The organism is Luteitalea pratensis (genome assembly GCF_001618865.1).
GTDB lineage: Bacteria > Acidobacteriota > Vicinamibacteria > Vicinamibacterales > Vicinamibacteraceae > Luteitalea > Luteitalea pratensis.
Genome location: NZ_CP015136.1, coordinates 4517289 through 4542099, shown reverse-complemented (window position 1 = coordinate 4542099; position 24811 = coordinate 4517289). Strand labels below are relative to the sequence as shown.

Genomic DNA, 24811 nt, shown 5'->3' with positions numbered 1-24811 from the left:
CATCCCTGGCCTGATCACGCTGCCGAGTCACCAGCCGATGGCGGCAGCACATTCCAGAGGGCGGCCCACCCCGAGGACGAATGCGGTTCCGCCGAGGAATCCGGGGACGTGAGACACGTCGCGCTCCTGATCTCGTCGAACACCACCGACATCACGTAGTGCTGTAACACACGGTCTTCCCGCCGAGGAACATGTGCAGCAGGAGTCCCGCCGTGCAAATTGTAGGGAGAAAGGGACGAAGAGGAGCCTACAATCAGCGGATGATCCCAGAGATTCACATCTACGCACGGAAGGGGCTGGCGGCGGAACTGGCAAGACTCGACGCCGAGCGCGAGCGGGTGAGGGCGTTGTTGGCCTCCCTCGATGGTGCGCCCAGAGGAGGCCAGACGGTCACTGCGACTCCAGTCAAGCGCGCCCGGCAGATGTCCGAGGCGGGGCGACAGGCAATCCGAGAAGCGGTGAAGCGGCGCTGGGCGAAGGCGCGGGCAGCGGCCGCAGCACTCAGCGACGTCACCGTCGCCGCCGTCCAGAGTGTCAAGCCCGCTGTCGCCAAGCGCGCCCAAGCGCGGCCTCAGGGGCGGCCTCGTGCCAAGGCCGCCCGGGGCAACCGGAAGAAATGAACAGGCGCCGTCAGCGCGAACCCGAGCCGAAGCAGGACTGCGCGAAGCGGAAACTCTTGCACCCCGTGTGCTTCAACGGCAGCCCGTTCCAGCCGTCCGGCAACGGTGGGCTTTCGAGTTGCACCGCGTTCATCGCGGTGTCCGGTTAGCCGTTGTTACGTTGCGATGCTTTCGCTCACGCTCCGTCCCCTTCGCCACGGTGCAGACATAGACGATCGGCGAGATCCGCCAGCCAGTCCGATCAGAACGCCTGCATCGACCGCAAAGCGCCACCAAATGTCACGCCGTGAGAGCGGCGCCGCAGCCAGGTGCGCTGATGCCTACCACGATCAGTGAATCAGGTAGTGGTCTGAGTGTCTTCAAAGCGAAACCAGTGTCGGGAAGCAGTGCCTCAGGCGATGCGGTCCGCCTTCGCGCTCGAGCGCTACGGCGAGACACCTTCCGTGCGACAACGAGAGAAGGTCGAGCGGGCTAGGGAATCGAACCCTTTGAGCGTGTTTCTTTAAACTGATTGATGGCGCGCGACTTCCGGCGTTGACACCGAGCAGGAACTGCTGGGCCTCATGCTGCTCGCGGATCGCGGAACATCGCCGAATCCTCGTAGTCCTGCGTCCAGCCCGTCAGGCACGTTTACGTGCGCCCAGTCTTCCGCCCAAGACACGCGTCGGCCCGTCCGTGACTGCCGTACTCGGCATTCGGCCTGCGCTCGCGGGTGCGCGTGTTCGCACGACGGCCCGATAGACATTTTCTGAACGGGCCTACGCCTTTCCTTGCAGCCGGGCAGCGGGGTCGAATAGCCTCCTCCCTCGACAGCAACGACCAGCATCACGATGAAAGTCTTCCTCTCGTCGACCGCTCAGGATCTCGTGGCCTACCGGCAGGTGGCGGACGACACCATCCTGCGCCTGTCACAGCAGGCGGTCGTGATGGAACGGTTCGGCCCGTTGGCCGTCAGTCTCCTGAAGATGGGGCTCACGCTGCTCTGGATTGTCTATGTTGTGGGCGTGTGGCGTCGGACCGTCCCCAAAGCCCGCGGCATCTACTGGTAGGGCGAGAGTCCGCAGTCCGCTGGCCCGTGCGTCAGGCCCTGGATCTGCTTCCAGCTCCTCATGCAAGCGGGATGGGTGTCCAGACCCGTCATTCGCGCTCCGCCAGGCGGTACAGCACCGCGAACGTCGCGGCGAGAGTCATGATCTCCAGCACAACCGCGGTACCCAGCATCCACCGGAGTTGGGCCAGCACGCGGTCGATCTGGTTGCTCATGCAAACACCTTGAGTGCAGCGACGATGGCGATGTCGATCAGGGTCATCGCGAGCATCGTGCCGACCTGGAGCTTGATCAAGTCAGCGCGTAGCTGCAGGACGGCGGCGTGCAGGTCGTCGTTGGTGAGTAGGTCGCGAAGTGGTGTCATCGCCTCACCCCCGTGTCAGGAACAGCTTCCCCAGCACCAGCAGCGTCAGGCTGACGTTGGTCGCGACCATCCACTTCAGTACGTCAACGGACGCCTCGATCCGTGCAATCCGATTGTTGTAGCTCGCCGTCTCGTCTTCGGCCTTGATCATACTCGCCCAATCGATCATACAAGCCGCTCCAAATAGCGTCGTAGCGACTTCGAGATTCTTCCGGAGTTGAGCATGATTTGCGGTGAGAAGTGCACAACATCTCCCCTGCGAACCCCACCGGCCTGCTCGATCTCGGCCAGGTCTGCTGTTCCAACTACGTGTCGCGATGCCCAGCCGGCATCTTCGAGCAAATCGATGCAGTCACGAACACTACGTGTTTCACGAAATCGCATTGCGCGTTCTACTGCGTCTGCCGGCAGATCGTGAATCAGCCCAGCGACATAGGCCAGAGAGCCGAAGTAGTCGCGGAAAAAATCCAAGAACTTCTTGCTCGAAAGGAGTGGCGGCACACTCACCTCGTCCGCGAGGAGGGGTAGTACCACGGTGCGGTCCCCGGCCTTCTCGCGTGAGAGAGCTTGATGAACTTCTCCGCGAATCCACTTCGATTCACTAAAGTGCTTCGTGACGACTACACCAACAAATCGAGACTTGTCGATCGCGTCCGCGATGCGTTCATGAAGATCATCACCGACTCGAAGCTCCCACGAATCGAACCAGACATCGACGCCGCACAGATTGAGATCTTCCGCTAGTTGTGCGACCCACGTCTTGTCCTTGGAACTGTGGCTAAGAAACAGATGCGGAACCTGGTCTCCAAGCGCAGCACCGCGGGTACGAGGGGCCATTGCCATACGCCAACTCCGTCATGTTCCACGTCGAGCGCCGCCCTTCGCCGTCTAGTTGAGCTGGAGGCTCGCGGGACGGCCTAGCCTACTGCCTGACTACCGCTGCTGCAACCAGTCGGCTCTGCCCGTTGCTGAATGAGCGAACCGACGCCAAACATCGAGCCTATCAGTGGGACGGACGCCCGCCCGCTGCCCGGGGAAGCCGGGTTGATGAGGACCGCCCACTTGGGGGATGGGAAGCGATAGACGCCGCGGCGGCGCAAACCCGCTTTGAACTGGCAAACGGAGGAGTCCGTCTCGGGGTTTGTATAGCATTGAAGCCCTGCCAGCAGGTGGCTGGCCCCAGCGGCCCGACGCACTGCACGGACCTCGTCTCAGAAATCATCGCTGCAGACGGCCGCGTAGAGGAACCGACACAAGGCCAGCGGAGTCGCAGGTAAGCAGTCGATTCTGCTGCACCATCTGCTCCCGGCATTCGGCACCCGCGCCTTGGACGAGATTGATACGGCCTCGGTGCAGCGGTTGAAGGCCAAACTCGCAAGTGACGGACGGAGCCCGAAGACCGTCGAGAACATCATGTCAGTCCTGCGAAAGCTGCTGAACGTCGCGGTCGAATGGGACGTGCTTGAATTGATGCCATGCACCGTGAAGCGGACCAAGGTCGCCAAGACGAGCGCCGCCTTCTACGACTTCGCCGAATACGGCCGGGTTGTTGGCGCCGCCGAGGAGTCCGGACGGGAAGCCCTCCTCATTGTGCTGCTCGGTGGGGAGGCGGGGCTGCGCCTCGGCGAGATGCGAGCGCTCGATTGGCGGGATGTCAAATGGGACGTGAATCGCCTCGTGGTCCAACGAGCCTACTGGCGCAACGTGCTGAACAGTACCAAAGGATTGAGGGCCAGGACCGTGCCCCTGACCAACCGCCTGCGTACGGCACTGTCGAAGCATCGAGCGCCGGCCGGCCCTGTGCTGCCGGGGAACGATTCCAGCGGCCCGATGACCAACAACCAGGTCCGTAACCGCCTGCGCCGGGGTTGCCCGTGCGGCTGGTGCCAAGCACGGGGTTCACATCCTGCGGCACACGTTCTGTTCGCACCTGGCGATGAAGGGGGTGAGCAGCAAGCAGATTGAGGCGCTGGCGGGGCATGAGAGCCTCAGTACAACCGAGGGCTACATGCACCTTGCCCCAGGGCAGGCCGAACTTGCCATCGCCCTCCTGGACACTCCCGTCGCGTTCGCGGCGGGAGCAACAGGCGAGCAACAGCCTCAGCCTTGACACCGTAAGTTGTTGCAGTAGAATGGGTTTGGGTGGAGCGGGCTACGGGAATCGAACCCGTCTGACTGGCTTGGGAAGCCAGGACATTACCACTATGCTAAGCCCGCTCGCAGCCTGCGATTATCGCGGCGCGCGTCAGCGCGTGTCAATGCCGCGCTGCCTCGAGAACTGATGAACCGTCATCGAGCGCGACGCCGACCACGGGACGCTGCCTCGCCATATCGGACAGTTGGACAGCCGTCCCTGCCACGACCGCCATTTTGATGGTTGCGGTCTTCCAGTCTGATCCTTGGGCACTGAGCATCCAGCCTCCAGCCTCCAGCCTCCAGCCTCGAGGCTTGCGCCCTGAGCCCTGAGCCCTGAGCCCTGAGACCTGAGGCTTGAGCCTGAGGCATGAGCCCTGAGCCTTGGGCCGTGCCCGATCGCAACTGAACCGGGGCCGTCGCCGCAATGTGTCCGTTTGCACGTACCTGTAGGCGCAAAATACAGGTTTTCGCGCCTATCTTCGCCGGATCCGCGCCGCAGTGGCGACCTCCTCGCCACATGGCCTCGGTCCGCTTCTTGCCATGACACACACATGGCAAGGCGGGCACGGCATCGCCGAGCACCGCGACGCCCCCAGCCGCCCTGGCGGCGGGGCTATCGATCGTTGCATGACGGGGAGGAACAGCAATGAAGCGCACATTCCATTGGGTGACGGCGTTTACCGTGGCTGCGGGCATGACGGCACTGGCCCAACAACCGCAGGGCTCACCCACAACCCCCATGACCTCGGGGCTCACCCAAGGTCAGTCGGTGACGCTGCAGGGTTGCCTGCAATCAGGAACGGCGATGACCGGCAGCACGACCGGCGCCTCGACCGGTAGCACCGGAAGTACGGCGACGGGTAGTACGAGCACCGGCAGCACCGGCGCGACGGGCAGCACCAGCGCCGCGGCGGGCACGCAGGGCGCGACCGCGCAGAGCGGACAGGCCGCAGGCGCGGGTCGCATGGGCGGCGAAGCGAGTGGTGCCGCTGGCAGCCTGTACACGCTGCGCGTGACCGATGGTGGCAGCGGGTCTCGCACTGGCATGCCGTCGACGGCGGGCCAGGCCGATGAACGGTCAACCGCCGGCCAGCAGGGTGGTCGTGTGTACCACCTGCTGGCGGACTCGTCCACGGACCTGTCCAAGCACGTCGGCCACCAGGTCGAGGTAACCGGCACGCTGTCCTCGGCGGGTGCGGGCAGCCATCACGGCATGTCCAGCAGCGCCGGCCCGACCAGCAGCGCCGGTCCGGCGGGCAGCACCGCGACGACGGGTAGCGGCGCGGCGGGTGCCGGCAGCGGCAGTACCGGCTACTCGGGTCAGGCGACGTCTGGCAGCGGCAGCACCGGCAGCGGCGCGGCCGGAGGCACGGGCTCGACTAGTGCGGGCAGCCCCTCGTCGATGGGGTCGATGGCGGCGCAGGCCCAGGCTGGCATGGGCGGCATCGTGCGAGTCACCAGCCTCAAGATGATCGCGTCAACTTGTAAGTAAAAGATCGCGCGGAACGGAGAAGGGGCCGCCCGTAGCATGTGGGTCGGCCCCTCCGTCGTTCCCGACGCGCCCGAGCGCGTAGCCTGCAGGCTGCAGCCTGTTTTACCCCCGAATGATCCCCAGCACCTCGTCGCGGCGCTGTTTCATGATCTCGCTCGTCACCCCTTCGAGGTTGAGGCGCAGCAGCGGCTCGGTGTTGGACTTTCGCACGTTGAGGTGCCAGTCCGGGTATTCCACCGATACCCCGTCGAGGTGATAGACGTGGCCGTCGGCGTACTGGCTCGTGATGTCGGCGATCTTCGCGTCGGCCAGTTCCATGCTCGCGAGCTTGGTGTTGATCTCGCCGGAGATGAAGTACTTCTCGCGCAGCGGCGCCAGCAGTTCGGCGAGCGTCTTGCCCTTGCGTGACATCAGCTCGAGGATCAGCAACACCGGGATGAAGCCGTTGTCGGCAAAGAAGTTGTCGCGGAAGTAGTAGTGCCCCGTGACCTCGCCGCCGAAGATCGCATTCTCGGCCCGCATCCGCTGCTTGATGAAGGCATGGCCGACCCGGCTCATCAGCGCGGTGCCGCCGTACTGCGCGACGATGTCCTTGACCGCGTAGCTCGCGCGGACGTCGTACAGGACCTTCTCGCCCGGGTACTTGATGAGGAACGCCTCGGCGAGCAGCGCCGTCACGAAGTCGCCGGCGACGAAATCGCCCGTGCCGTCGATGAAGAAGCAGCGGTCGGCGTCGCCGTCCCAGGCGATGCCGATGTCGGCCTTCTCGTCGAGCACTCGCTGCGTGACGGTGCGGCGGTTCTCCTCGATGAGCGGATTGGACTCGTGATACGGGAAGGTCCCATCCACTTCCATCGCCACGTGCGAGGTCTTGCAGGGCAGGCGCGCGAAGATCTTCGGTCCGATCAGGCCGCCCATGCCGCTGCCGGCATCGAGCACACAGTTGAACGGCTTGATGATCGACGGGTCGATGAACTTGAAGATGTGCTCGAGATAGTCGTCGACGACCTCGCGGCGCTCGTAGCCCCCCATCGCCGGCTTGCTCGGCGGGAGCTCGCGCGCCATGATCATCTCCCTGATCTCCTTGAGGCCGATGTCACCGCTCAGCGGCTTGGCGTCCCTCGCGACCAGCTTGATGCCGTTGTATTGCTTCGGGTTGTGCGACGCCGTGATCTGGGCGCCGCCGTCCAGCCCGTCGCGGCACACCGCGAAGTACATCACGTCGGTCGGCAGCATGCCGTAGTCGATGACGTCGCATCCCTGCTGGCGCGCGCCCTCGATGAATGCCTCGGCGAGGCCCGGCGACGACGTGCGCATGTCGCGCGTCACGGCGATCCGCCTGGCACCGAGGTAGGTGACGAAGCCGCCGCCGATGTCGTGCGCGGCTGTTTCGTTGACCTCGGACGGGTAGAGGCCCCGCACGTCATAGGCCTTGAAGATGTTCGGGTTCACGACGTTCACGTCTGCCATGCGTCAGTCCCAGGCGCCGGGGCCCCGCGGGCCCGCCGCGCGAATTGCCCGCCAGGGGCGTTCAGAGCCTGCTGTAATCGGTCACGGTGCTGCGATCGCCCAGCATCCTGCCGCCGCCGACCACGGTGTTGCGGCCGATGTGGCAGTTGCGCCCGACCAGGGCGCCCTCGACCACCGCATCGGCGCCGACCACCGAGTTGGCCCAGATGACGGCGTCGCGCACCTGCGCCTGCTCGTCGACCTGCACCTGGCGGCCGACGACTGCGTACGGCCCGAGCCGCGCACCGGCCTTGATGACCGCGCCTTCGTCGAGGAAGCACGGACCCTGGATGTGCACGTCCTGTTCGATGCGCGCCCCGAGGTCGACAATCCCGCCGGCGCGATCCAGAAACGGCGCGGCGTGGTACCGGCCGTCCATGATGTCGCGGTGTACCTGCCGGTACTTCTCCGGCGTGCCGATGTCGATCCAGTAGCCGTCGTTCACATACGCGACAAACGTCTCGCCATTGGCGACGAGCGACGGGAAGTACTGCCGCTCGATCGAGTACGTCTCGTTGTCCGGAATGCGATCGAGCGTGTCCGGCTCGAGTACGTAGACGCCGGCGTTGATCGTGTTGACGGTGATTTCGTCCTGGCCCGGCTTCTCGAGGAAGCGCTGGACGTTGCCGCTGGCGTCGGTTTCGACCAGTCCGTACGCCGAGGGATTGTCGACCGGCGTCAGCACGATCGTCGCCTTGGCGTTGGCCGCCCGATGGCGCGCGATCACGGCTTGCAGGTCGATCTGCTGCAGGACGTCGCCGTTGAGCACGATGACCGAGTCCTGCACGGTCTGCGCCGAGAACTTGATGGCGCCGCCGGTACCGAGTGGTTGGGGTTCCACCGCGTAGGAAATCTTGATGCCGAGCGCTTCGCCGTTGCCGAAGGTCTCCTCGATCCGTCTCGGCTGGTAGTTCAGGCTGAGGATCACTTCGGTGATCTCGGGCACCTGGCGCAGCTGATCGAGCTGGTACATCAGGAACGGGCGGTTGAAGATCGGGACGATCGGTTTCGGCGTGTTGAGCGTAAGCGGTCGGAGGCGAGTGCCCTTGCCTCCTGCGAGAAGAATAGCCTTCATGTCAGCAGGGAATGATAGCGCAGACCTCTCGCCCTGGCGGCTGCCGGTACAATGGCGCCGCCTCCCCTCGATGCTCAACCTTCCCAACACGCTCTCGGTTCTCCGCATCGTGCTGGTGCCGTTGCTGGTCGTGGTGATGCTCACGCCGCCCCACAGCTGGGAATGGACAGGGGTGCAGAGTGACTTCCTCGGCGCGTTGATCTTCGGGCTGGCGTCGCTGACCGACCTGCTCGATGGGTGGCTGGCGCGGCGCCGCAGGCAGATCACGGTGGTGGGGCAGTGGCTCGATCCACTGGCAGACAAGCTGCTCGTGCTCGGCGCCCTCATCTCGCTGGTGCAGCTCGAACGGGCCCCCGCCTGGATGGTCACCATCATCGTCGGTCGCGAGTTGGCGGTGACCGGGATGCGCAGCGTGGCCACCGCACGCGGCGTGGCGATGCCGGCCTCGGAACTGGGCAAGCGCAAGATGGCCGCGCAGGTCACCGCGATTCTCGGCCTGCTGCTCGCCCCGAGCGTGCCGTTCCCCCTCAACTGGGTCGGCACCATCGCGCTGTGGATGATGCTGGTGCTGGCGCTGTGGTCGGCGTACGACTACTACCGACGGTTCAGCGACGTACTCAACGGCGAATGAAACTGCGCCAATGCCTTGCGGCATTCCTAGGCACAGCCGTGTCCACGGCTGCGCCTAGGACGGCGGCTTGGCGTCGACCGTCGGTCGTGTCGGCGCGGGCGGGACGACCGTGCCAGTCGAACCAGTGGCCGCGGGTGCTGCAGTCGGGGACACGGGGGCCGTCGTCGTCCCGGTCGTGGTGGGGCTGCCCTCGGTACCCGGCGTGCGCTCGGCCAGCGTCGCCTGGGCGCGCGCCTTGAGTGTCGCACCCAGCTCCAGGAACTCGCTCTCGACGAATTCGGCCTCCAGCTTGTCGAGCAGCGGCAGCGCCTCGGCCTCGAGTTTGACGGTGACCAGCGCGTCGGCGAGATAGTAGTAGACGGCGTCACGGCGCGTGAACTGCGGGTCTTCCTGCAGCACCTGCCGGAACCGCGAGATGCCGCCCGGATACCAGCGCGCCTTGTAATAGAAATAGCCCACCTTGTAGATGGATTCGCTCAGGCGATCGCGGGCAATGCGTTCCTTCTCGAGGACCTCGGGCATCAGTGTGCTGTTGGGGAACTTCTGGCGGAACGCCGCGAACTGGTCGAGCGCGGCGCGCGTCTCGGTCTGATCGCGTTCCGCCTTCGGCATCTGGTCGAAATGCGTCATCGCGAGCTTGAACTGCGCGTAGTCGGCCCGCTGGTGCGTGGGGAAGTACGAGAGGAACTCCTGGAACTCGCGTTCCGCTCGCAGCTTGCCCTCCGTCGAGCCATCGTTCAGATACGCATCGCCGAGTCCGAGCTTGGCGTCGGCTCGCAGCGGGCTCTGTGGATAGCTGTCCACGAGTTGCTGGTAGTATTCACGGGCGGTGAACCACTTCTTGTCGGTCATCGCGGCCGTGCCCTGCTCGTACAGGTACTTGTCTGGTTCGGTGACGCCGGTGGGAATGTTGCCCTTCTTGGTCGCGCACGCGACCGCCACCATCGTCATCAGGACGACGAGGGCGATGCGGGTCAGCCCACCAATGCGGCTCATGCGCGTTCGCTGCGTAGCCATGCGTATTCTTCTGCCAGTCCTTGCTCGAGCGTGACCGACGGCGCGAATCCCAGATCGGCCGCCGCCCGACTCGTGTCGGCGTAGGTGTCGCGCATGTCGCCCTTCTGGGGCGACTGCTGATCGATGGTCACCGGACCCACGAGCCGTTCGATGATCTCGAACACGTGATTGACCGTGACACGCGATCCGCCGCCGACGTTGTAGACGCGCCCGGGCACACCCTTCGTGCCCGCAGCCGTCGTCGCCGTGACCGCATCGGCCACGAACGTGAAATCTCTCGTCTGCTCACCATCGCCGTAACGTGCGAGCGGACGTCCGTCCATGGCTGCCGTCAGGAAGCGATGAAAGCCCATGTCCGGGCGTTGGCGCGGCCCGTAGACCGTGAAGTAGCGGAGCGCCACGAACGGCACGCCGTGATTCACGTGGTACAGGTGCCCGAGGTGCTCGGCGGCCAGCTTCGAGACGCCATACGGTGACAGCGGCTGCAACCGCTGCTCCTCGCGCATCGGGATCGCCGCCTCATCGCCATAGACGGAAGACGTCGAGGCATAGACGAAACGATCGAGCGGCCGGCCGTTGCACGCCTCGAGCAGCCTCTGCGTCGCCGCGATGTTGTTGCTGACGTACACGCTGAAGTCGCGGCCCCAACTCTTGCGTACCCCCGCCTGTGCCGCGAGGTGGAAGACGTGGGTCACGTTGTCGAGCAGTGCATCCAGGTCCGCGTCCAGCAGGTCGGCCTCGACGAAACGGAAATTCGCGGCGTCGCGGGCGCCGGCGAGGTTGCGCTCCTTCAGCGACCGCGGGTAGTAGTCGGTGAAGCAATCGATCCCGACCACCTCGGCGCCCTGGGCCACGAGTCGGTCGGTGAGGGTCGATCCGATGAATCCGGCCGCCCCGGTGACGAGTGCCTTCACGCGAAAATCTCCCTCAACGGCCCTGGGAGGCGGCACGGCCGCCCCTCCCGGGTGATGGGTACATGCAGGGTCCGGGCAGTCGCCAGCACGCGGGCGTCCGCCATCCGGACCAACTCGTACGTGAACTCGACCCGGACGGCGCTCGCCATGCGACCCACCGTGCGAATCTCCAACTCGTCATCGTACCGCGCCGGGTGCCTGTACTGGCAAGTCGCCTCAATCACGGGCAGGCTCAGGCCGTCCCCCTCGAGCGTCTTGTAGCTCCAGCCGGCCTGGCGCAGCAGTTCGACGCGCCCCACCTCGAACCACGCAAAGTAGTTGCCGTGATAGACCACGCCCATCTGGTCGGTTTCGGCGTAGCGTACGCGGATGGTGGCGGTGCCCAGGACGGTCATCGGCGCGCACGGGCCTGCCAGCCGCGCTGGCCGGCGGTGCGCAGTGCGGCGATGGCCCCGGCCGGATCGGGCGTGGCAAACACGGCCGCTCCGGCCACCAGGACGTCGCCACCGGCCTCGACCACGGCCTCGGCGCGTGCCGGGTCGACCCCGCCGTCGACCGTGATCGTCGCCGCGGAGCCGGTGCGATCCAGCAGATCGCGCAGCCGACGGAGCCGGTCATAGGAGCGCTCGATGAACGTTTGGCCGCCGAAGCCCGGGTTGACCGTCATCAGGATCACGATGTCCAGGTCCGGGGCAATGTCGGCCAGCGTGTCGAGCGGCGTGGCAGGATTGATGGCCACACCCGGACGGGCGCCGGCGTGCCGGATGCGGTGCACGAGCCGATGCAGGTGATCGGTCGCCTCGACATGCACCGACACCGACGCCGCGCCAGCCTCGACAAACGCGTCGACGTACTTCTCCGGCTCGACGATCATCAGGTGTACGTCCAGGGGCAGCGGCGAAATCCGGGCGAGGGCCGCCACGACCGGGAGGCCGATGCTGATGTTGGGGACGAACCGGCCGTCCATCACGTCCACGTGAATCCAGTCGGCGCCGGCGTCGGCCACCATCCGGACGTCGTTGCCGAGTGCGCTGAAATCGGCGCTGAGCACCGACGGCGCGATCCGCACGCTCACCGGCTCACCTCGAGGGAAATGGCGTTGCCCGGTGCGATCTGGAAGCCACCGAGCGGCGACTGGCGCAAGACGATGCCCGGAGGGACGCCCGGGTAGGGCTGCTCGGCGACGAGGGCGACACGGAAGCCGCGGACGCGGAGCACTTCGGCTGCCTGCTCGGCGTTGACGCCGATGAGATCCGGCATCACGTATGTTGTGCCACGTTCGCCGCGGTTCACGAGCAACGACACGGTGTCCGCGGCGGCGCCTGGCGCGGGGTTCTGCGCCACGATGATGCCGGCAGGGAAGGCCGAGGATCGCACGGCCGCGAGGTCGCGAATGCCCACGCCTTCGCCTTCGAGCCGCAACTGTGCCGTCCGTTCCGTCAGCCCGACCACCGCGGGCACGCGACTGACCGTCGGCCCCGCACTCAGCCACACCTTCACGCTTCGCGGCCGACGCGCCGTACTGCCCGACACCGGGTCCTGCGCGAGGATCAGCCCGGCGGCCACCTTCGGGTCGGAGCGCCGGGCCTCCTCGACCTTGAGCGGCAGGCCGAGTTCGGTGAGCGACGTGCTCGCCTGGTTGACGGTGCGGCCACGCAACTCCGGCACGCGAACGTCACGCGATCGCAGCGCGAGGCGCATCGCCATGCCGAACGAGACCCCGTAGGTGACGCACAGCAGGGCCAGCAGCATGACGAGCTTTCCCGCGCCCCAGACGCGTCCCGTGAATCCCCGCCGAGCCTCCATCAGCCGTTGATCTTACAGGCGCAATTTCACAATTTCACAATTTCAGAATTTCACAGCCATTGTCGGCAGCTCGACCAATGGCGGTGTAGTGAAATTTGAAATCTTGAAATCTGAAATTGCCCGTTTCTACGGCCTGGTGAGCGCAACCGCGAAGAAGGCGTCGAGACCGTGGACATGGGGCCACGTCCGGAGGGCGCCCTCGTCTGTCAGCAGCGAGGTCATCGACGGCGGCAGGGGCTCCTGCCGAAGGTCGAGCCGTCGCAGCTCCGGGCGCTCCTGCAGCAGGGCCGCGACCAGGGACTCGTTTTCCTCCGGTTCGCTGGAACAGGTGGCGTAGACGAGCCGGCCGGCGGGCGCGAGGGCGCGCAGTCCCTCCTCGATCATCGACCGCTGCGTCGTGGCAAAGGCGGCCAGGTCGGCGGCGGTGCGCCGCCAGCGGACGTCAGGATCGCGCCGCAGTGTGCCAAGCCCGGAGCAGGGGGCATCGATCAGCATCGTGTCGATGGAACGGTCGAACGGCAGGCGCGTCGCGTCGCTTCGAACGATCGGAATACGGGGGCCGGCCGCGCGGCCGAGTGTGGCGGCCAGCAACGCAATGCGACGCGTGCGCATGTCATTGGCGAGGAGCCGCGCATCCGGCGGCAGCCACGACCGCATCGCCAGGCTCTTGCCGCCCGGAGCCGCACAGGCGTCGAGCACGCGACCACGCCCGACGGTGCCGGCCACGACCGCAATCGCTGCCGACGCTTCGTCCTGCGCGTACGCGGAACCCGCGCGCAGGTGCGGCAGCGCATCGCGCCCGTTCGCCAGCACGATCCCTCCAGGCACGAAACGCGTCGGCGTGCCTTCGACGTTGCCGAATTCCGAATCGCGGATCGCGGATCGTGGATCGCGGATCGGGGAATCCCCACTCCCGACTCCCGACTCCCCACTCCCGACTCCCGGGAGTGGCCACACCGTCACGTCGGCGGGCGTGTTGTCGTAACGCACCCACGCTTCGGTCGCCTCGATGCCGAAGCGATCCAGCCAGCGCTCGACGAGCCACGCGGGATGCGAATGCGCGATCGCGAGCCACGCCAGCGCCTGCATTCGCCAGCGGGGATCGTCAACGGGCACGCGCGGTGGCTCGGGCAGCCTCGGCGGTCCCTCGCGGACGACGCGACGGAGCACCGCGTTGACCATGCCGGCGGCACTCCGCGTCGGGCCGCGCTTGACGATCTCCACCGCGTCGTTGACCACGGCTGACGCCGGGATCCGCGTCGCATGCTGCAACTGGTACAGCCCGAGCCGCAGCGTCGCGCGCACATCCGCGTCGAGGTCGGCCGGTTGGCGCTTCGTCAGTGCGTGAATGGCGAAATCGAGGGCGAGTTTCCAGCGCTGCACGCCGGTCGCCAATTCGGTCAGCAGTGCTCGATCACGGGCGTCGGCCAGCGACGGATGCGCCTGCGCCAGGGCGGTGGCCAGATCCCATCGGCCCGCATCGACGGCCGCGAGCACCTCGGTGGCCGCCCGCCTGGCCGGCGCGATCATGGCGCGCCGCTCGCGTGCAGGGGCGTTTCGCCGCGCCGCCCGAGACGCCATTCACGCGCCGTCATCACCCGCTTGCCGTCGGGCTGCACGCGCACGACCCGCAACGTCGTGTCCTGTCCGCACGCAAAGACAATGGCGTCGTCGTCAAAGGCCACGACGCTGCCAGGGGCGGTGCCCCTTACCGGCCGCGTGTCGGCTGTCGCCTCGCGCACCATGAGGCGCTGTCCATCGACGAACGTGAACGCGCCTGGCCACGGCTGCATGCCGCGCACATGACAGTCGAGCGCGTGCGCACGGCGGGTCCAGTCGATCAGCCCTTCGTGCTTCTCGATCTTCGGCGCCAGCGTGGCCAGGGCGTCGTCCTGTGGCTCTTCGTCCACGGTCTCGCCGCGACCGAGCCGGTCCACCACCTCGCGCAACAGCAAGGCACCGGACACCGCGAGGCGCTGTTCGAGCGAGCCCGTCGTGTCGTGAGGTTCGATCGGCATTTCGACCCGGCCCAGCATCGCCCCCGCATCGAGCGCCAGCACGACCCGCATGATGGTCACGCCGCTGACCGCATCGCCATTCAGGATCGCCCGCTGGATCGGCGACGCACCGCGCCAGGCCGGCAGCAGGGATGCATGGACGTTGAGCAGGCCGAGCGGGGGCAGATCCAGGAGTGCCTGCGGCAGCAGACGCCCGTACGCGGCCACCACGCCGAGGTCGGCGTGCCAGGCACGGAATGCGTCGAGGAAATCCGGATCCTTCAACCTCAACGGCTGCAGGATCGGCACACCCGCAGCGGTGGCTCGCGCCTTGACGGGTGAGTCCGACACCTGCTGTCCGCGTCCACGCGCACGATCCGGCTGCGTGACCACGCCAACCACCTGATGGTGCGATGCCAGAAGCGCATCGAGCGTCGGTACGGCGAACGCCGGGGTTCCGAAGAAGGCTAGGCGGAGTGGCATCGACGTGGCTTCGTGGTTACCACTTGCCGGCGCGACGCAGGCGAGAGATGCGGCGTTTGAGCGCCCAGCGGTAGACCGGCCGCAGGCGATCGAGGAACAGGATGCCGTTCAGGTGATCCACCTCGTGCTGGATCGCGCGTGCGAGGAGACCCTCGGCACGAATCTCCCGCACGTCGCCGTCACGATCCTGTGCCCGAACGGTCAAGCGCAGCGGACGCGGCACCGTCGCCTCGATGCCGGGGACGCTCAGGCAACCCTCCTCCTTGAGTTGGAGGCCGTCCTTCTCGATGACGTCAGGGTTGATGAGCACGAGGAGTTGGTCGGCGCGGCGGCCTGCCGACAGATCGACGATGCAGACCTGCAGTGACTCACCGATTTGCGGCGCCGCCAACCCGACGCCGGCCGCGCCCTGCATCGTTTCGCGCATGTCGTCGATGAGCGCGTCGATCTGGGGCGTCACGGCGGGGACGGGTGCGGCCCGCGTGTGCAGGACGGGAGCGCCATAGCGCAGGATCGGCCGGCGCATCGCGTCACGCCTCGGCGGGTGCGGGATGGAAACGCTGCTGCACCCGGGCTTCCGCGCGCGAGATGGCGGCCTTGATGTCGTCGAGCGTGTCCGCGCCGAAGCGCTCGAGCACGGCATCGGCGAGGACGAAGGCCACCATCGCCTCGGCAACGACCGCTGCCGCCGGCACGGCACAGACATCGCTGCGCTCGATGGCGGCCGGTGACTCCTGCATGGTCTGCAGGTCGACCGAACGCAGCGGCTTCATGAGCGTCGAGATCGGCTTCATGTACCCGGTGATGCGGAGGTCTTCGCCGTTGGTCACCCCGCCCTCGAGGCCGCCGGCCCGGTTGGTCGGACGGGAGACGCCCATGATGCGACCCTCGTCGCCGGCCGCTGGCAGGACGATCTCGTCGTGCACCTGCGATCCCGGCACCGACGCGACACCGACGCCCTTGCCGATGCCGACCGCCTTGATCGCGGGGATCGACATCACGGCCTGCGCGAGGCGCCCATCGAGTTTGCGGTCCCATTGGACGTAGGAGCCGAGCCCGGGGGGCAGGCCTCGCACGACGACCTCGAACGCCCCGCCGAGTGTGTCACCCGCGGCGCGCGCGGCGTCGATCGCCTCGATCATCTGCTGCTGCACCGTGTCGTCCACGCAGTGCAGCGCCGCCTCGTCGTCGATGGCCGCGATCTGTTCGTAGGTCACGACGAGCGGATCGCCCAGGCTCACCGCACCGAGCGTGAACACGTGACTGACGACATGGATGTCGAGCGCGGCGAGGAACTGGCGGGCAAGTGCACCGGCGGCGACGCGTGCGGCCGTCTCTCTGGCACTGGCGCGCTCGAGGATGTCACGCATGTCGCCGCGGTCGTACTTCAGCGCGCCGGCGAGATCGGCATGTCCAGGACGAGGGCGTGTTACCGGGGCGCGCCTGGCGCCTGTCGCCTCGGCAGGCGCCTCAGGCGACACGTGCATGGTCTGCTGCCAGTTCTTCCAGTCGCGATTGCGGATCAGCATGGCCACGGGACTGCCGAGCGTGTGGCCCTTGCGCACACCGCTCAGGATCTCCGCCGTGTCCATCTCGATCTGCATGCGGCGGCCGCGGCCGTAGCCGAGTTGCCGACGACGAAGGTCGCGGGCGAGGGCGTCCTGATCGATGGCAAGACCGGCCGGGAGGCCTTCCACCGTCGACACCAGCGCCTGTCCGTGTGATTCACCTGCCGTGAGAAAACGCAGCATCAACCGCCGATTCTACACGCCCGGTGGTCGCCGGGGCGGCACCGCGGTGGTACTTCCTGCGGCGCGTGGAACGCGGGTCCTGCGCAGATTTCGCACTCGCAACGCCGTGCGCGAGCGATTCGCGCCGGATTGCCCGCACCGAGGGCTGGCGAGGCGCTTGCTCGGACCGGGGGCATGGACTGGTCCGGTCGCCCCTTGCCGCTCGGCGCGCTCCGCTGCGGGCGGTTGCTCGAGACCGCGACGGGCCTGGTGGACCTGGCGACGGGGCGTCCTGCGCTCCTGGGGAGCCGGCCGATCGCCCGGGACTCGGCATCGGCATGGACCTCGCCGGCGCCGGGCAGTCCGTCAGGCGACGGCAGTCACGTCGTGCTGGACGCCTGGCTCACGCAGGACTGGCTGGGCCGATGGACGGAGCGTGTGGTGACGATTGCGGCTGCCGACCCGCCGTGGGCGCTCGCGGCTCCGGCACCAGCACCGGCCTGGGGGGAGCTTTCGCCTGGCTCCATCGGGCTGACGCGCACGACCGGCGCGGGCGGGTGGTGCCGACGCGCCGCAGCCGCGCGCGCGGGCGGCCTCGTGCCCGTGCTGGCGCCATGGCTGGCCGTGCTCGGCACTGCGCCGGCGGCGCAGTGGCCGCCGCTGTTGATTGGTGGCACGGACGCGTCGCTGGCCGCAGGCGCTGCGAGCGCGGAATCGTGGGTGAAGCGCGGCGGTCGGGTGTCGATGCTGGCCGTGACGATCGCCTTGCCCGAGGCCTGGATCGCAGACACGCCGCCGTCGTCTCGTCTGTCGCAACCGATGTGGCGCCACGGCACGCACGTGGTGGCTGCCCACACGCGACAACTGCGTCGGGCCCTGCGCGCGATCGACCGCGCGCCGCACTGTCCTTCGCTGGTCGCCATCCTGCCGTCCGCTGGAGGTCGTGATCGCATGACCCATCTGGAACTGCTCGACATCAGTGCGCAGCTCGAGGAGGTTCGCCGCGACGAGGACGCGCTCGTCGTCGCATGCCGGGCCGTGCGACAGCACGCCCAGGCCGAACACGCCGCCATCCTCGTGGCCCGAAACGGTGAACCGCGCCTGCTGGCGAGCGATGGGCCACCCGGAGACTCGATCCTGGCGTGGCGGCAGCTGTGCCGGGCCGACGCGCCCGAAGCACTGGCTTCCGCGCATGGGTGGCACGCGGTGGGGAAACAAGCACTGGACCACGATGCGACCGTGTGCGTCTACGCGTGTTGGCCCACCCGCGACACCGGGCAGTCGCGCCAGTCACTGCTGACGGTGTTCGCCAGGCTCGTGGCCGGTCGCGTCGACGTGCCTGGGCCTGTCGTTCCGGCCGTCGCACCCGGCCTCGAACACACGCTCGTCGGCGACAGCGTCGTCATGCGCGACGTGCGCGCGCAGATCGCCCTGGCCGCCCGCGCGCCCTTCCCGGTGTTGATCCGCGGCGAGAGCGGGTGCGGCAAGGAGCTCGCCGCGCGCGCGATTCACGCGCTCGGGCAGCGCCGCCATCGGCGGTGTTCGGCGATCAACTGCGCGGCCTTGCCAGACGAGCTGATCGAGTCGGAGTTGTTCGGCCACGTGCGAGGCGCCTTCACGGGCGCGGCTGCCGATCGTGCCGGCCTGTTCGACGAAGCGGATGGGGGGACGTTGTTCCTCGACGAGGTGGGAGAACTCGGTGGACGTGCCCAGGCCAAGCTGCTCCGGGTGCTGCAGGACGGCGAGGTGCGTCGAGTGGGCGAGAACCAGGCCCGTCGCGTCGATGTGCGGATGATCGCCGCGACCAACGTGTCGCTCGAAGAGGCCGTGCGCCGCGGCACCTTTCGGGCCGACCTGTTCTACCGCCTCGACGTCGTGCGTGTGCGGATGCCGGCCCTGCGCGAGCGGCGCGACGATATCCCTATGCTGGCACGGCACTTCTGGCACGACTGCACCGCGCGCGTCGGGAGTCGTGCCCGCCTGGACGCACCCGTGCTCGAAGCCCTCGCGCGGCACGACTGGCCAGGCAACGTCCGCCAACTGCAGAACACGCTGGCGGCGCTGGCGGTGCGCGTGCCGCCGCGCGGACGTGTCGGCGTCGACGACCTTCCGGCAGACGTCCGCGGCGTGCAGCCCTCGGCCTGCTACGCGGGCCGGTCAGGCCTCGACGCCGCCCGGCGCGAGTTCGAGGCAAGCTACGTCCGCGAGGCCCTGACCCGCGCGGGCGGGCGCTCCTCACTCGCGGCCCGGGACCTCGGGCTCACGCGGCAGGGCCTCAGCAAGCTGGTGCGCCGGCTTGGCCTGGACGAAGAGGAAGCGGGCTCTCGACTACCATAGCGGCCGCTCATGTTGCGTTTCCTCACCCGGCGGTTGCTGCTCACCGTCCCCGTGCTGCTGGGGGTCGCGACCCTGGTGTTTGCCCTGATCCACCTCGTGCCCGGGGACCCAGCCGTCTCGATGCTCGGCGAGGCCGCCACTCCGGCCGATGTCTCCGCGCTGCGCGCCAGGCTGGGCCTGGACGACCCGCTGCCCACGCAGTACGGCCGTTTCCTGTCCGATGCCGTGCGCGGGCGCCTCGGCCAGTCGCTGCGGACCGGGAGGCCGGTGACGACCGAATTGTCCGAGAAGCTCGGCGCGACGGTGCTGCTGGCCGTGACCGCGATGATCGTCGCGCTGGTCGTCGCCGTGCCGCTCGGCATCATCGCGGCGGTGCGCGCCGACACCTGGGTGGACAACGTCGCGATGGCCCTCGCCCTGGTCGGGGTGTCGATGCCGAATTTCTGGCTCGGTCCGCTGCTCGCGTTGTTGTTCGGCGTCTACCTGGGCTGGCTGCCGATCTCGGGCCGTGGGCCGTCGGCCGAGTTCCTGATCGGGTCGGTGCCTCGCGTGCCACCGGCGTATCTGGTGCTGCCTGCTCTCACGCTCGGCCTCGCGCTCGCGGCGATTCTGGCGCGGATGACGCGGGCGAGTCTCGTCGAGGAATTGAAGGAACTGTACGTGCGGGCGGCGCGGTCGCGCGGACTGTCGACGCGCCGCACGGTGTTGCGCCACGCTCTGCGGAACGGGCTGATTCCGATCATCACGATCGTCGGCCTGCAGTTCGGGGCGGTGCTGACCGGCACCATCATCACCGAGACGATCTTTGCCTGGCCGGGACTCGGCCGCCTGCTGATCCAGTCCATCCAGTTCCGCGACTACCCGATGGTGCAAGGGTGCATCCTGCTGATCGCCGTGACGTACGTGGCGGTCAACCTGCTCACCGACCTCGCGTATGGCCTGGCCGATCCGAGGATCCGCTACGAATGAACCTGCGGATCGGGGTCACATTGGTGGTCGTCGCCCTCGCGGCGGCGGTGCTCGGCCCCTGGCTCGTGCCCGCCGATCCGCGGTCGCAGGAGCTGGCCCTCCGTCTCGCCGGTCCGACGCTGGCGCATCCGTTCGGGCTCGACGAACTCGGGCGCGACATCCTCGCCCGGCTCGTCGCCGGCGCGCGCATCTCGCTGATCGTCGGCGTGTCGGTGGTCTCGGTGTCCGCGCTTGTGGGCCTCGTGGTCGGCGGCATCGCCGGCTACGCAGGCGGATGGGCCGACACGCTCATCGGGCGCGTGATCGACGTGCTGATGGCGTTTCCCGGCATCCTGCTGGCGATTGCGCTCGTGGCGGCGCTCGGCCCGAGCCTGCGCAACGTGGTGATCGCCCTGGCCACGATCGGTTGGGTGGGCTACGCGCGTCTGGTACGCGGCCAGGTGCTCAAGGCGCGAGAGTTCGAGTACGTGCAGGCGGCGCGGAGCCTGGGCGCGTCGGCCCCTCGTGTTTTGGTCAGGCACGTGCTGCCGTTCGCCTATCCCGCCGTGCTCGTGCAGGCCACGCTCGGGATGGCAGGCGCCATCGTCGCCGAGGCGTCCCTGAGCTTCCTTGGCCTCGGCGTGCAGCCACCGACGCCGAGCTGGGGCGCAATGCTCGACGCGGGCCGCAGTCATCTGATGGACGCGCCGCACCTGACCATCTTTCCGGGGCTGGCCATCGCCCTGCTGGTGCTGGGCTTCAATTTCCTCGGCGACGGCCTGCGGGACCGGATCGACCCCAGGCGGCTCAAGTGATGCCGTTCCGGCAACGAATCCCGTAGGCGCCCGACTTGTCCGGCGCACTGCCCGCGGGACGACCTGCCCGCCGCAGCCTCGGCGAAGGCGGAAGCCCCGCGGCTACATCCCACGAATTCGCGCCGGCCAGCGGCGCGCCCCGCCACGGACCACTTGTCCCAGGAATGTGTCGGGCCAAGTCAACCGGAACAATTCACCAGTTGCGGTGTCCAACCAGACATCGGTACGCTCAGGAGGTGACCGCAGGGTGGCAGGGGAACTTTCGATGAAGCCCGTCACGCTCGATTGGGCAGGCGTCAGTGACGCCGAGGCTGCCCTGGTCTCGCGATGCCTTGCCGGCGACGAACCGGCATGCACCGAACTGGTCGAGAGCCACCAACGCATGGTGTACCAGCTGGCCTTCCATCTCCTTGGCGACAAGGAGGAGGCATTGGACCTGTCGCAGGACGTGTTCCTGACGGTCTTCAGGATGCTCGATCGGTTCCGCGGCCAGTCCGCCCTCCGCACCTGGATCTACCGCATCGTCGTCAACCAGGCACGCAACCGGCAACGCTGGTGGCGCCGGCGCTTCCAGTCGGCGCAGGTACCGCTGGACGTACACGTGTCCGAGCACGGAGAACTCGCGTCGCCACGCGACGAATGCGGACCGGAGCGGTTACTGAGACAGAAAGAACAGGCCGATCGCGTCTGGCAGGCGTTGCGCGACCTGCCGTTCGATCAGCGGACGGCCCTCATCCTGCGCGAAATCGACGGCCTCAGTTACGAGGAGATCGGGTACTCGCTGAACGTGGCGGTGGGAACGGTCAAGTCACGGCTGGCGCGTGCGCGCCAGCTGCTTCGGGCGGAGTTGCAGCAGTGACAAGTCTGGATTCCTGTACGACCATCAAGGAGCAGTTGTCGGCGTTCCGCGACGGCGAACTGCCTGTTGCGGAAAACCTCGACGTTACACAGCACCTGAATCACTGCGCGTCCTGCCGGCGCGCGCTCGACGAACTCGACCAACTCGGGCAACTCCTGCGTCACCAGGCGGCGGTGGTATCGGCGGCCGTCGGCGACGAGCCGGTGGCGCACGGACTCGCCGGCGCGGTCGTGAGCCGGGTGCTGGCCGAGCAGGAGCAGTCGTGGCCAGTGCGGGTGCGCGACGCCTTCGACGACATGCATCTCGTGTGGGCGGGCCTGTGCGCGACCGCCGCCGTGGTCGTGTGCGCTGGGTTGGCCGCTGGCATCGTTCTGCTGGCGCCGGCCGCCGAACGCGCCGACTCGCTGCGCGCGATGGTGACGACGATGGCGATGGCGGGCACCGACCTGGAGCCGTTGCCGCTCGCGCCAGGTATGCAGGCTCCGCGGGTCTCGGCCGAGGCGGTGATGCCGCTGATGCTCGCGAGCGATCTCACGCTCGCCACCGACCAGGACGTCGAATTGGCGATCTCCGGGGTCGTGACCCGCGAAGGGCGTATCGAGCAGACGCAGCAGCTCGAAGGCACGCCCAACCTGCGGCTGGTGCAGTCGCTGGAGGACGCCGCACGCTTCCATCCCGCGAGCCGCGCCGGCAGCCCGGTGGCCGTGAGCCTGGTCTGGCTCGTGAGCCACACCACCGTGCGTCCGCCGATCATCAAGCCGCAATCGGCCCACCGGGTCGCCTCCGACATCTCGACCTAGGCGGCGGCTCGACCGTCTATTCGCGGGGTGCGGCTGCGGCCTTCTGCGCTCGCACTTCGAGCGTCGCGAGGTTGCCGAGGCTGTCGGTGGCCCGCAGCACGACGGGCCCGTCGCCAAGCGTCGCCAGCGGGATGCTGAAACGCTCGCGCAACCCGTCGAGTGCGCCGTCCACCGGGAACACCGGCCGCCATTGTCCATTCCCCAGGAGTACGTCGACCCGGTCGAGGGTCGACGCGGCATCGGTGACTTCGAAGGCCAGGCTGGCGCTCGACGCGGCAGTCCCCGCGTTGGTGATCTGCACGGTGGGTGGCGTGTTGTCGATCGTCAGCGGCCCGCTCTCGCGCTCGCCCTGCAGGGCGGTCGCGTCCGGATTGGCGCGGTTGTCGGCGGCGATGACGCGCACGACATAGCGACCGTCCGGCAGCAGTGACGTGTCCCACGCGTAGACCGTCCCCACGAGTTCACGCGCGAGCACGCGCCAGTCGTCAGCCCCGACCCGACGCACCGCGACCTCGTAGCGCAAGTCGTCCTTGTCGGGGTCGGTGGATTCCCACTGGAAGGTCTGGAATCCCTTCTGGTACAGCCTCCGGCCGACGGGCGCCGCCGTTGCCGTCTGCGTCGCCGCCGCGATGGCCTGATCGCGCGCCGGTGCCGGCGTCGTGGACAGGTATCCTGCGAGGTCGGGCGGTTCCTGCGTGGCATAGGGCTGCTGGAAAACGACGCCAGGCGGGTGGATGGTGAGGCTGGTCAGGCGCGGACGCTGGTTCCGCGGCAGGTATGTGAGCGTCACCTGGTCGAGCACGGGTGCGCCGGCGAGATCGACCTTCCATTGCAGGTACCTCGCCGGTGGGCTGGCGATACGCTGGACCCCCTCGTCGTCGCGGACCGGCACCCAGTCGGCCCAGGTCTCGTCTGGCGTCGATGTGTTGCCGCTCCGTGTCGCGAAGGTGATGGTGCTGCCGGCCGGCCGCGTGCCTTCCCATCGGAGCAGTCCCCAGCTGGCGCCCGTCGTGGCGTCCTTCACCTCCGACGTGTAGCTCCCGGTGGGCGCCGACGTACCCGCGAGTTCCAGGATCTTGCCGGGATTGGACGCCGTGACGAGGAACCGGTCACCGCGCGGCAGGATGCGCGTCAGCTGCCGGCCAGGCACCTGCGCGATGCGAGCCGTGCGCACGGGATCGCCATCGAGCGCGTAGACGACGCCGTTGTCGGCCGACACGAGCAGGCGCCCTGACGGCGTTGGCAACAGGTCGAACGGGAGCTCGCCGGTCGCCTCCCAGTACGTGTCTACCAGGCCGTCGGCACCGAGGCGAAAAACGGCGCCCTTCGCGCCACTGCTGGTCGCGCCCGACACACTGCTGACGCTGGCCGCGGGCGCCGCACTCACCGAGGTCGAGTCGCCGATGGCGACGACGGTCACTTCCGTGCTGACCTGCGGGGTCGGCGTGGCGCTGATGGGGGCTGGCGGGGCCGGCGTTGCCGTGGGTGTCGCCCCGGGCGAGACCGCCAGGATCCACGTGATGCCGTTGGCGCCGGGCCGGATCGCCTGGACCTGCGAGTAGGGGCCGTCGAGCAGGGCGAATGGCTTACCGCCGGCGGGCACCCGATAGAGACGTCCCGGGCTGTCGGTGCCGACGAGAACGTCGCCGGCGTCGTTGACCGACAGCGCGGTCACGTTGGCCGCGGCGCTCTCGAAGATCGTTGTCGCGGTTCCGCCCGCCTGCGGCAGGCGATAGACGCGGCCCTTGCCGCCGGTGGCCACGTACACCTGCTGCTGGCGGTCCACGGCGATCGCCCACACGTAGGTCTCCTCCGGATCGAAGAACACCTTGGCGTTGCCGTCCCGGGTGATGCGATACACCTTGCCGTCAGGCGATGTGCCGGCGAGCAGCGCGTCGCCCTGCCACGCGAGCGCATGGACCTGCAGTTCCTCGCTGTCCCAGAACACGCGCGTCTTCTCGCCCGACACCGCCAGTACCTGGCCATCGTTGCCGGTGCCGACGTAGAGCGTGCCGTCAGGCGCGGTCGCTGCCGTCCACAGCGCCGGCGCCGCGTCCTCGTGAAGTACCCGAACCGCCGGACCGAGCGTCAGCCGGCCATCCCTGGTCACCGCCACCTGCTCGCCGCGGCCGGCCATCCACTGGTCGCTGCTGCTGACTTCCCAGCGCGACGGACCAGCGGCCCGCACGGGCAGCGAGACGACCACCGCCACGGCGGCGATCGTCATGAA

27 protein-coding genes and 1 tRNA gene are annotated in these 24811 nt (G+C 67.9%); 11 read left to right on the top strand and 17 right to left on the bottom strand.

The window, feature by feature from the left end; translation table 11 throughout:
• Positions 1 to 260 precede the first annotated feature (260 nt).
• Together LuPra_RS18755 and LuPra_RS18750 are read left to right on the top strand one after the other, a co-directional pair.
• Complete coding sequence (locus LuPra_RS18755) at positions 261 to 620, top strand: hypothetical protein (RefSeq protein WP_110172162.1); 360 nt, start codon at positions 261 to 263, stop codon at positions 618 to 620.
• A gap of 830 nt (positions 621 to 1450) precedes the next feature.
• Positions 1451 to 1669 (top strand): DUF4062 domain-containing protein, encoded by a 219-nt coding sequence (locus LuPra_RS18750; protein ID WP_110172161.1) that lies wholly within the window; start codon positions 1451 to 1453, stop codon positions 1667 to 1669.
• 88 nt (positions 1670 to 1757) lie between these two features.
• On the opposite strand, the gene LuPra_RS33960 is transcribed toward LuPra_RS18750, so the two are convergent.
• Genes LuPra_RS33960 through LuPra_RS18745 form a run of 4 tightly spaced genes read right to left on the bottom strand, consistent with a single transcriptional unit; the run spans position 1758 to position 2875 of the window.
• Positions 1758 to 1883 carry a hypothetical protein gene (locus tag LuPra_RS33960; RefSeq protein ID WP_257724467.1) on the bottom strand — a complete coding sequence of 42 codons (126 nt, stop codon included), beginning with the start codon at positions 1881 to 1883 and terminating at the stop codon, positions 1758 to 1760.
• Entirely contained in the window at positions 1880 to 2032 is a 153-nt protein-coding gene (locus tag LuPra_RS32050) for a hypothetical protein (RefSeq protein WP_157899384.1), read from the bottom strand. The genes LuPra_RS33960 and LuPra_RS32050 overlap by 4 nt, the downstream gene beginning before the upstream one ends.
• Before the next feature lie 4 nt (positions 2033 to 2036).
• Positions 2037 to 2183, bottom strand: coding sequence for a hypothetical protein (locus tag LuPra_RS32045; protein WP_157899383.1), 147 nt, complete (start codon positions 2181 to 2183; stop codon positions 2037 to 2039).
• A 14-nt stretch (positions 2184 to 2197) separates the two neighbouring features.
• Entirely contained in the window at positions 2198 to 2875 is a 678-nt protein-coding gene (locus LuPra_RS18745) for a toll/interleukin-1 receptor domain-containing protein (protein WP_110172160.1), read from the bottom strand.
• 483 nt (positions 2876 to 3358) lie between these two features.
• Between LuPra_RS18745 and LuPra_RS18740 the strand changes: the two genes are divergently transcribed.
• Positions 3359 to 3997 (top strand): tyrosine-type recombinase/integrase, encoded by a 639-nt coding sequence (locus LuPra_RS18740; RefSeq protein WP_157899382.1) that lies wholly within the window; start codon positions 3359 to 3361, stop codon positions 3995 to 3997.
• Entirely contained in the window at positions 3969 to 4142 is a 174-nt protein-coding gene (locus LuPra_RS34565) for a hypothetical protein (RefSeq protein ID WP_418001387.1), read from the top strand. Before LuPra_RS18740 ends, LuPra_RS34565 begins: the two co-directional genes overlap by 29 nt.
• A 33-nt stretch (positions 4143 to 4175) precedes the next feature.
• Here LuPra_RS34565 and LuPra_RS18730 read toward each other — a convergent pair.
• Positions 4176 to 4249: transfer RNA gene (locus LuPra_RS18730), tRNA-Gly, on the bottom strand.
• Between the two features lie 565 nt (positions 4250 to 4814).
• Between LuPra_RS18730 and LuPra_RS32040 the strand changes: the two genes are divergently transcribed.
• Positions 4815 to 5660: a hypothetical protein gene (locus LuPra_RS32040; RefSeq protein ID WP_157899381.1), complete on the top strand. Its 846-nt coding sequence runs from the start codon at positions 4815 to 4817 to the stop codon at positions 5658 to 5660.
• Positions 5661 to 5762: 102 nt separating this feature from the next.
• Here the strand turns inward: LuPra_RS32040 and LuPra_RS18715 are convergent, their stop codons facing one another.
• Together LuPra_RS18715 and LuPra_RS18710 are read right to left on the bottom strand one after the other, a co-directional pair.
• On the bottom strand, positions 5763 to 7130 hold the full coding sequence (locus LuPra_RS18715; RefSeq protein WP_110172156.1) for a phosphomannomutase/phosphoglucomutase: 1368 nt from the start codon (positions 7128 to 7130) through the stop codon (positions 5763 to 5765).
• A 61-nt stretch (positions 7131 to 7191) separates the two neighbouring features.
• Positions 7192 to 8322: a nucleotidyltransferase family protein gene (locus tag LuPra_RS18710; protein ID WP_162271443.1), complete on the bottom strand. Its 1131-nt coding sequence runs from the start codon at positions 8320 to 8322 to the stop codon at positions 7192 to 7194.
• Between LuPra_RS18710 and pgsA the strand changes: the two genes are divergently transcribed.
• Positions 8315 to 8875, top strand: a complete 561-nt coding sequence (pgsA, locus tag LuPra_RS32035) for a CDP-diacylglycerol--glycerol-3-phosphate 3-phosphatidyltransferase (RefSeq protein ID WP_157899379.1) — start codon at positions 8315 to 8317, stop codon at positions 8873 to 8875. The two genes, LuPra_RS18710 and pgsA, sit on opposite strands and share 8 nt — an antisense overlap.
• A gap of 54 nt (positions 8876 to 8929) precedes the next feature.
• Here the strand turns inward: pgsA and LuPra_RS18705 are convergent, their stop codons facing one another.
• The 9 genes from LuPra_RS18705 to aroC form a co-directional block, all read right to left on the bottom strand.
• Positions 8930 to 9892 carry an outer membrane protein assembly factor BamD gene (locus LuPra_RS18705; protein ID WP_110172154.1) on the bottom strand — a complete coding sequence of 321 codons (963 nt, stop codon included), beginning with the start codon at positions 9890 to 9892 and terminating at the stop codon, positions 8930 to 8932.
• Entirely contained in the window at positions 9868 to 10806 is a 939-nt protein-coding gene (locus LuPra_RS18700) for an NAD-dependent epimerase/dehydratase family protein (protein ID WP_110172153.1), read from the bottom strand. The genes LuPra_RS18705 and LuPra_RS18700 overlap by 25 nt, the downstream gene beginning before the upstream one ends.
• Entirely contained in the window at positions 10803 to 11201 is a 399-nt protein-coding gene (locus LuPra_RS18695; protein ID WP_110172152.1) for an acyl-CoA thioesterase, read from the bottom strand. The genes LuPra_RS18700 and LuPra_RS18695 overlap by 4 nt, the downstream gene beginning before the upstream one ends.
• The gene (gene rpe / locus LuPra_RS18690; protein WP_110174766.1) at positions 11198 to 11875 is read right to left on the bottom strand and encodes a ribulose-phosphate 3-epimerase; all 678 of its coding nucleotides are present in this window, start codon (positions 11873 to 11875) and stop codon (positions 11198 to 11200) included. Before rpe ends, LuPra_RS18695 begins: the two co-directional genes overlap by 4 nt.
• 2 nt (positions 11876 to 11877) lie before the next feature.
• The gene (locus LuPra_RS18685; protein WP_110172151.1) at positions 11878 to 12612 is read right to left on the bottom strand and encodes a PASTA domain-containing protein; all 735 of its coding nucleotides are present in this window, start codon (positions 12610 to 12612) and stop codon (positions 11878 to 11880) included.
• A gap of 126 nt (positions 12613 to 12738) precedes the next feature.
• On the bottom strand, positions 12739 to 14142 hold the full coding sequence (locus LuPra_RS18680; protein WP_162271442.1) for an RsmB/NOP family class I SAM-dependent RNA methyltransferase: 1404 nt from the start codon (positions 14140 to 14142) through the stop codon (positions 12739 to 12741).
• On the bottom strand, positions 14139 to 15092 hold the full coding sequence (gene fmt, locus LuPra_RS18675; protein ID WP_110172149.1) for a methionyl-tRNA formyltransferase: 954 nt from the start codon (positions 15090 to 15092) through the stop codon (positions 14139 to 14141). The genes LuPra_RS18680 and fmt overlap by 4 nt, the downstream gene beginning before the upstream one ends.
• 16 nt (positions 15093 to 15108) lie before the next feature.
• Entirely contained in the window at positions 15109 to 15618 is a 510-nt protein-coding gene (gene def / locus LuPra_RS18670; protein WP_110172148.1) for a peptide deformylase, read from the bottom strand.
• Positions 15619 to 15622: 4 nt separating this feature from the next.
• Positions 15623 to 16843 (bottom strand): chorismate synthase, encoded by a 1221-nt coding sequence (aroC, locus tag LuPra_RS18665; RefSeq protein ID WP_110172147.1) that lies wholly within the window; start codon positions 16841 to 16843, stop codon positions 15623 to 15625.
• Positions 16844 to 17017: 174 nt separating this feature from the next.
• On the opposite strand from aroC, the gene LuPra_RS18660 reads away from it, so the two are divergent.
• The 5 genes from LuPra_RS18660 (at position 17018) to LuPra_RS18640 (ending at position 22581) form a co-directional block, all read left to right on the top strand.
• Complete coding sequence (locus LuPra_RS18660) at positions 17018 to 19159, top strand: sigma-54 interaction domain-containing protein (RefSeq protein WP_110172146.1); 2142 nt, start codon at positions 17018 to 17020, stop codon at positions 19157 to 19159.
• A 9-nt stretch (positions 19160 to 19168) separates the two neighbouring features.
• The gene (locus LuPra_RS18655; protein WP_110172145.1) at positions 19169 to 20128 is read left to right on the top strand and encodes an ABC transporter permease; all 960 of its coding nucleotides are present in this window, start codon (positions 19169 to 19171) and stop codon (positions 20126 to 20128) included.
• The gene (locus LuPra_RS18650) at positions 20125 to 20922 is read left to right on the top strand and encodes an ABC transporter permease (protein ID WP_110172144.1); all 798 of its coding nucleotides are present in this window, start codon (positions 20125 to 20127) and stop codon (positions 20920 to 20922) included. Before LuPra_RS18655 ends, LuPra_RS18650 begins: the two co-directional genes overlap by 4 nt.
• A gap of 265 nt (positions 20923 to 21187) precedes the next feature.
• Positions 21188 to 21781 carry a sigma-70 family RNA polymerase sigma factor gene (locus LuPra_RS18645; protein ID WP_110172143.1) on the top strand — a complete coding sequence of 198 codons (594 nt, stop codon included), beginning with the start codon at positions 21188 to 21190 and terminating at the stop codon, positions 21779 to 21781.
• On the top strand, positions 21778 to 22581 hold the full coding sequence (locus LuPra_RS18640; protein ID WP_110172142.1) for an anti-sigma factor family protein: 804 nt from the start codon (positions 21778 to 21780) through the stop codon (positions 22579 to 22581). Before LuPra_RS18645 ends, LuPra_RS18640 begins: the two co-directional genes overlap by 4 nt.
• Before the next feature lie 16 nt (positions 22582 to 22597).
• Here LuPra_RS18640 and LuPra_RS18635 read toward each other — a convergent pair whose 3' ends face one another.
• Complete coding sequence (locus LuPra_RS18635; protein ID WP_157899378.1) at positions 22598 to 24808, bottom strand: hypothetical protein; 2211 nt, start codon at positions 24806 to 24808, stop codon at positions 22598 to 22600.
• Between the last annotated feature and the right edge of the window lie 3 nt (positions 24809 to 24811).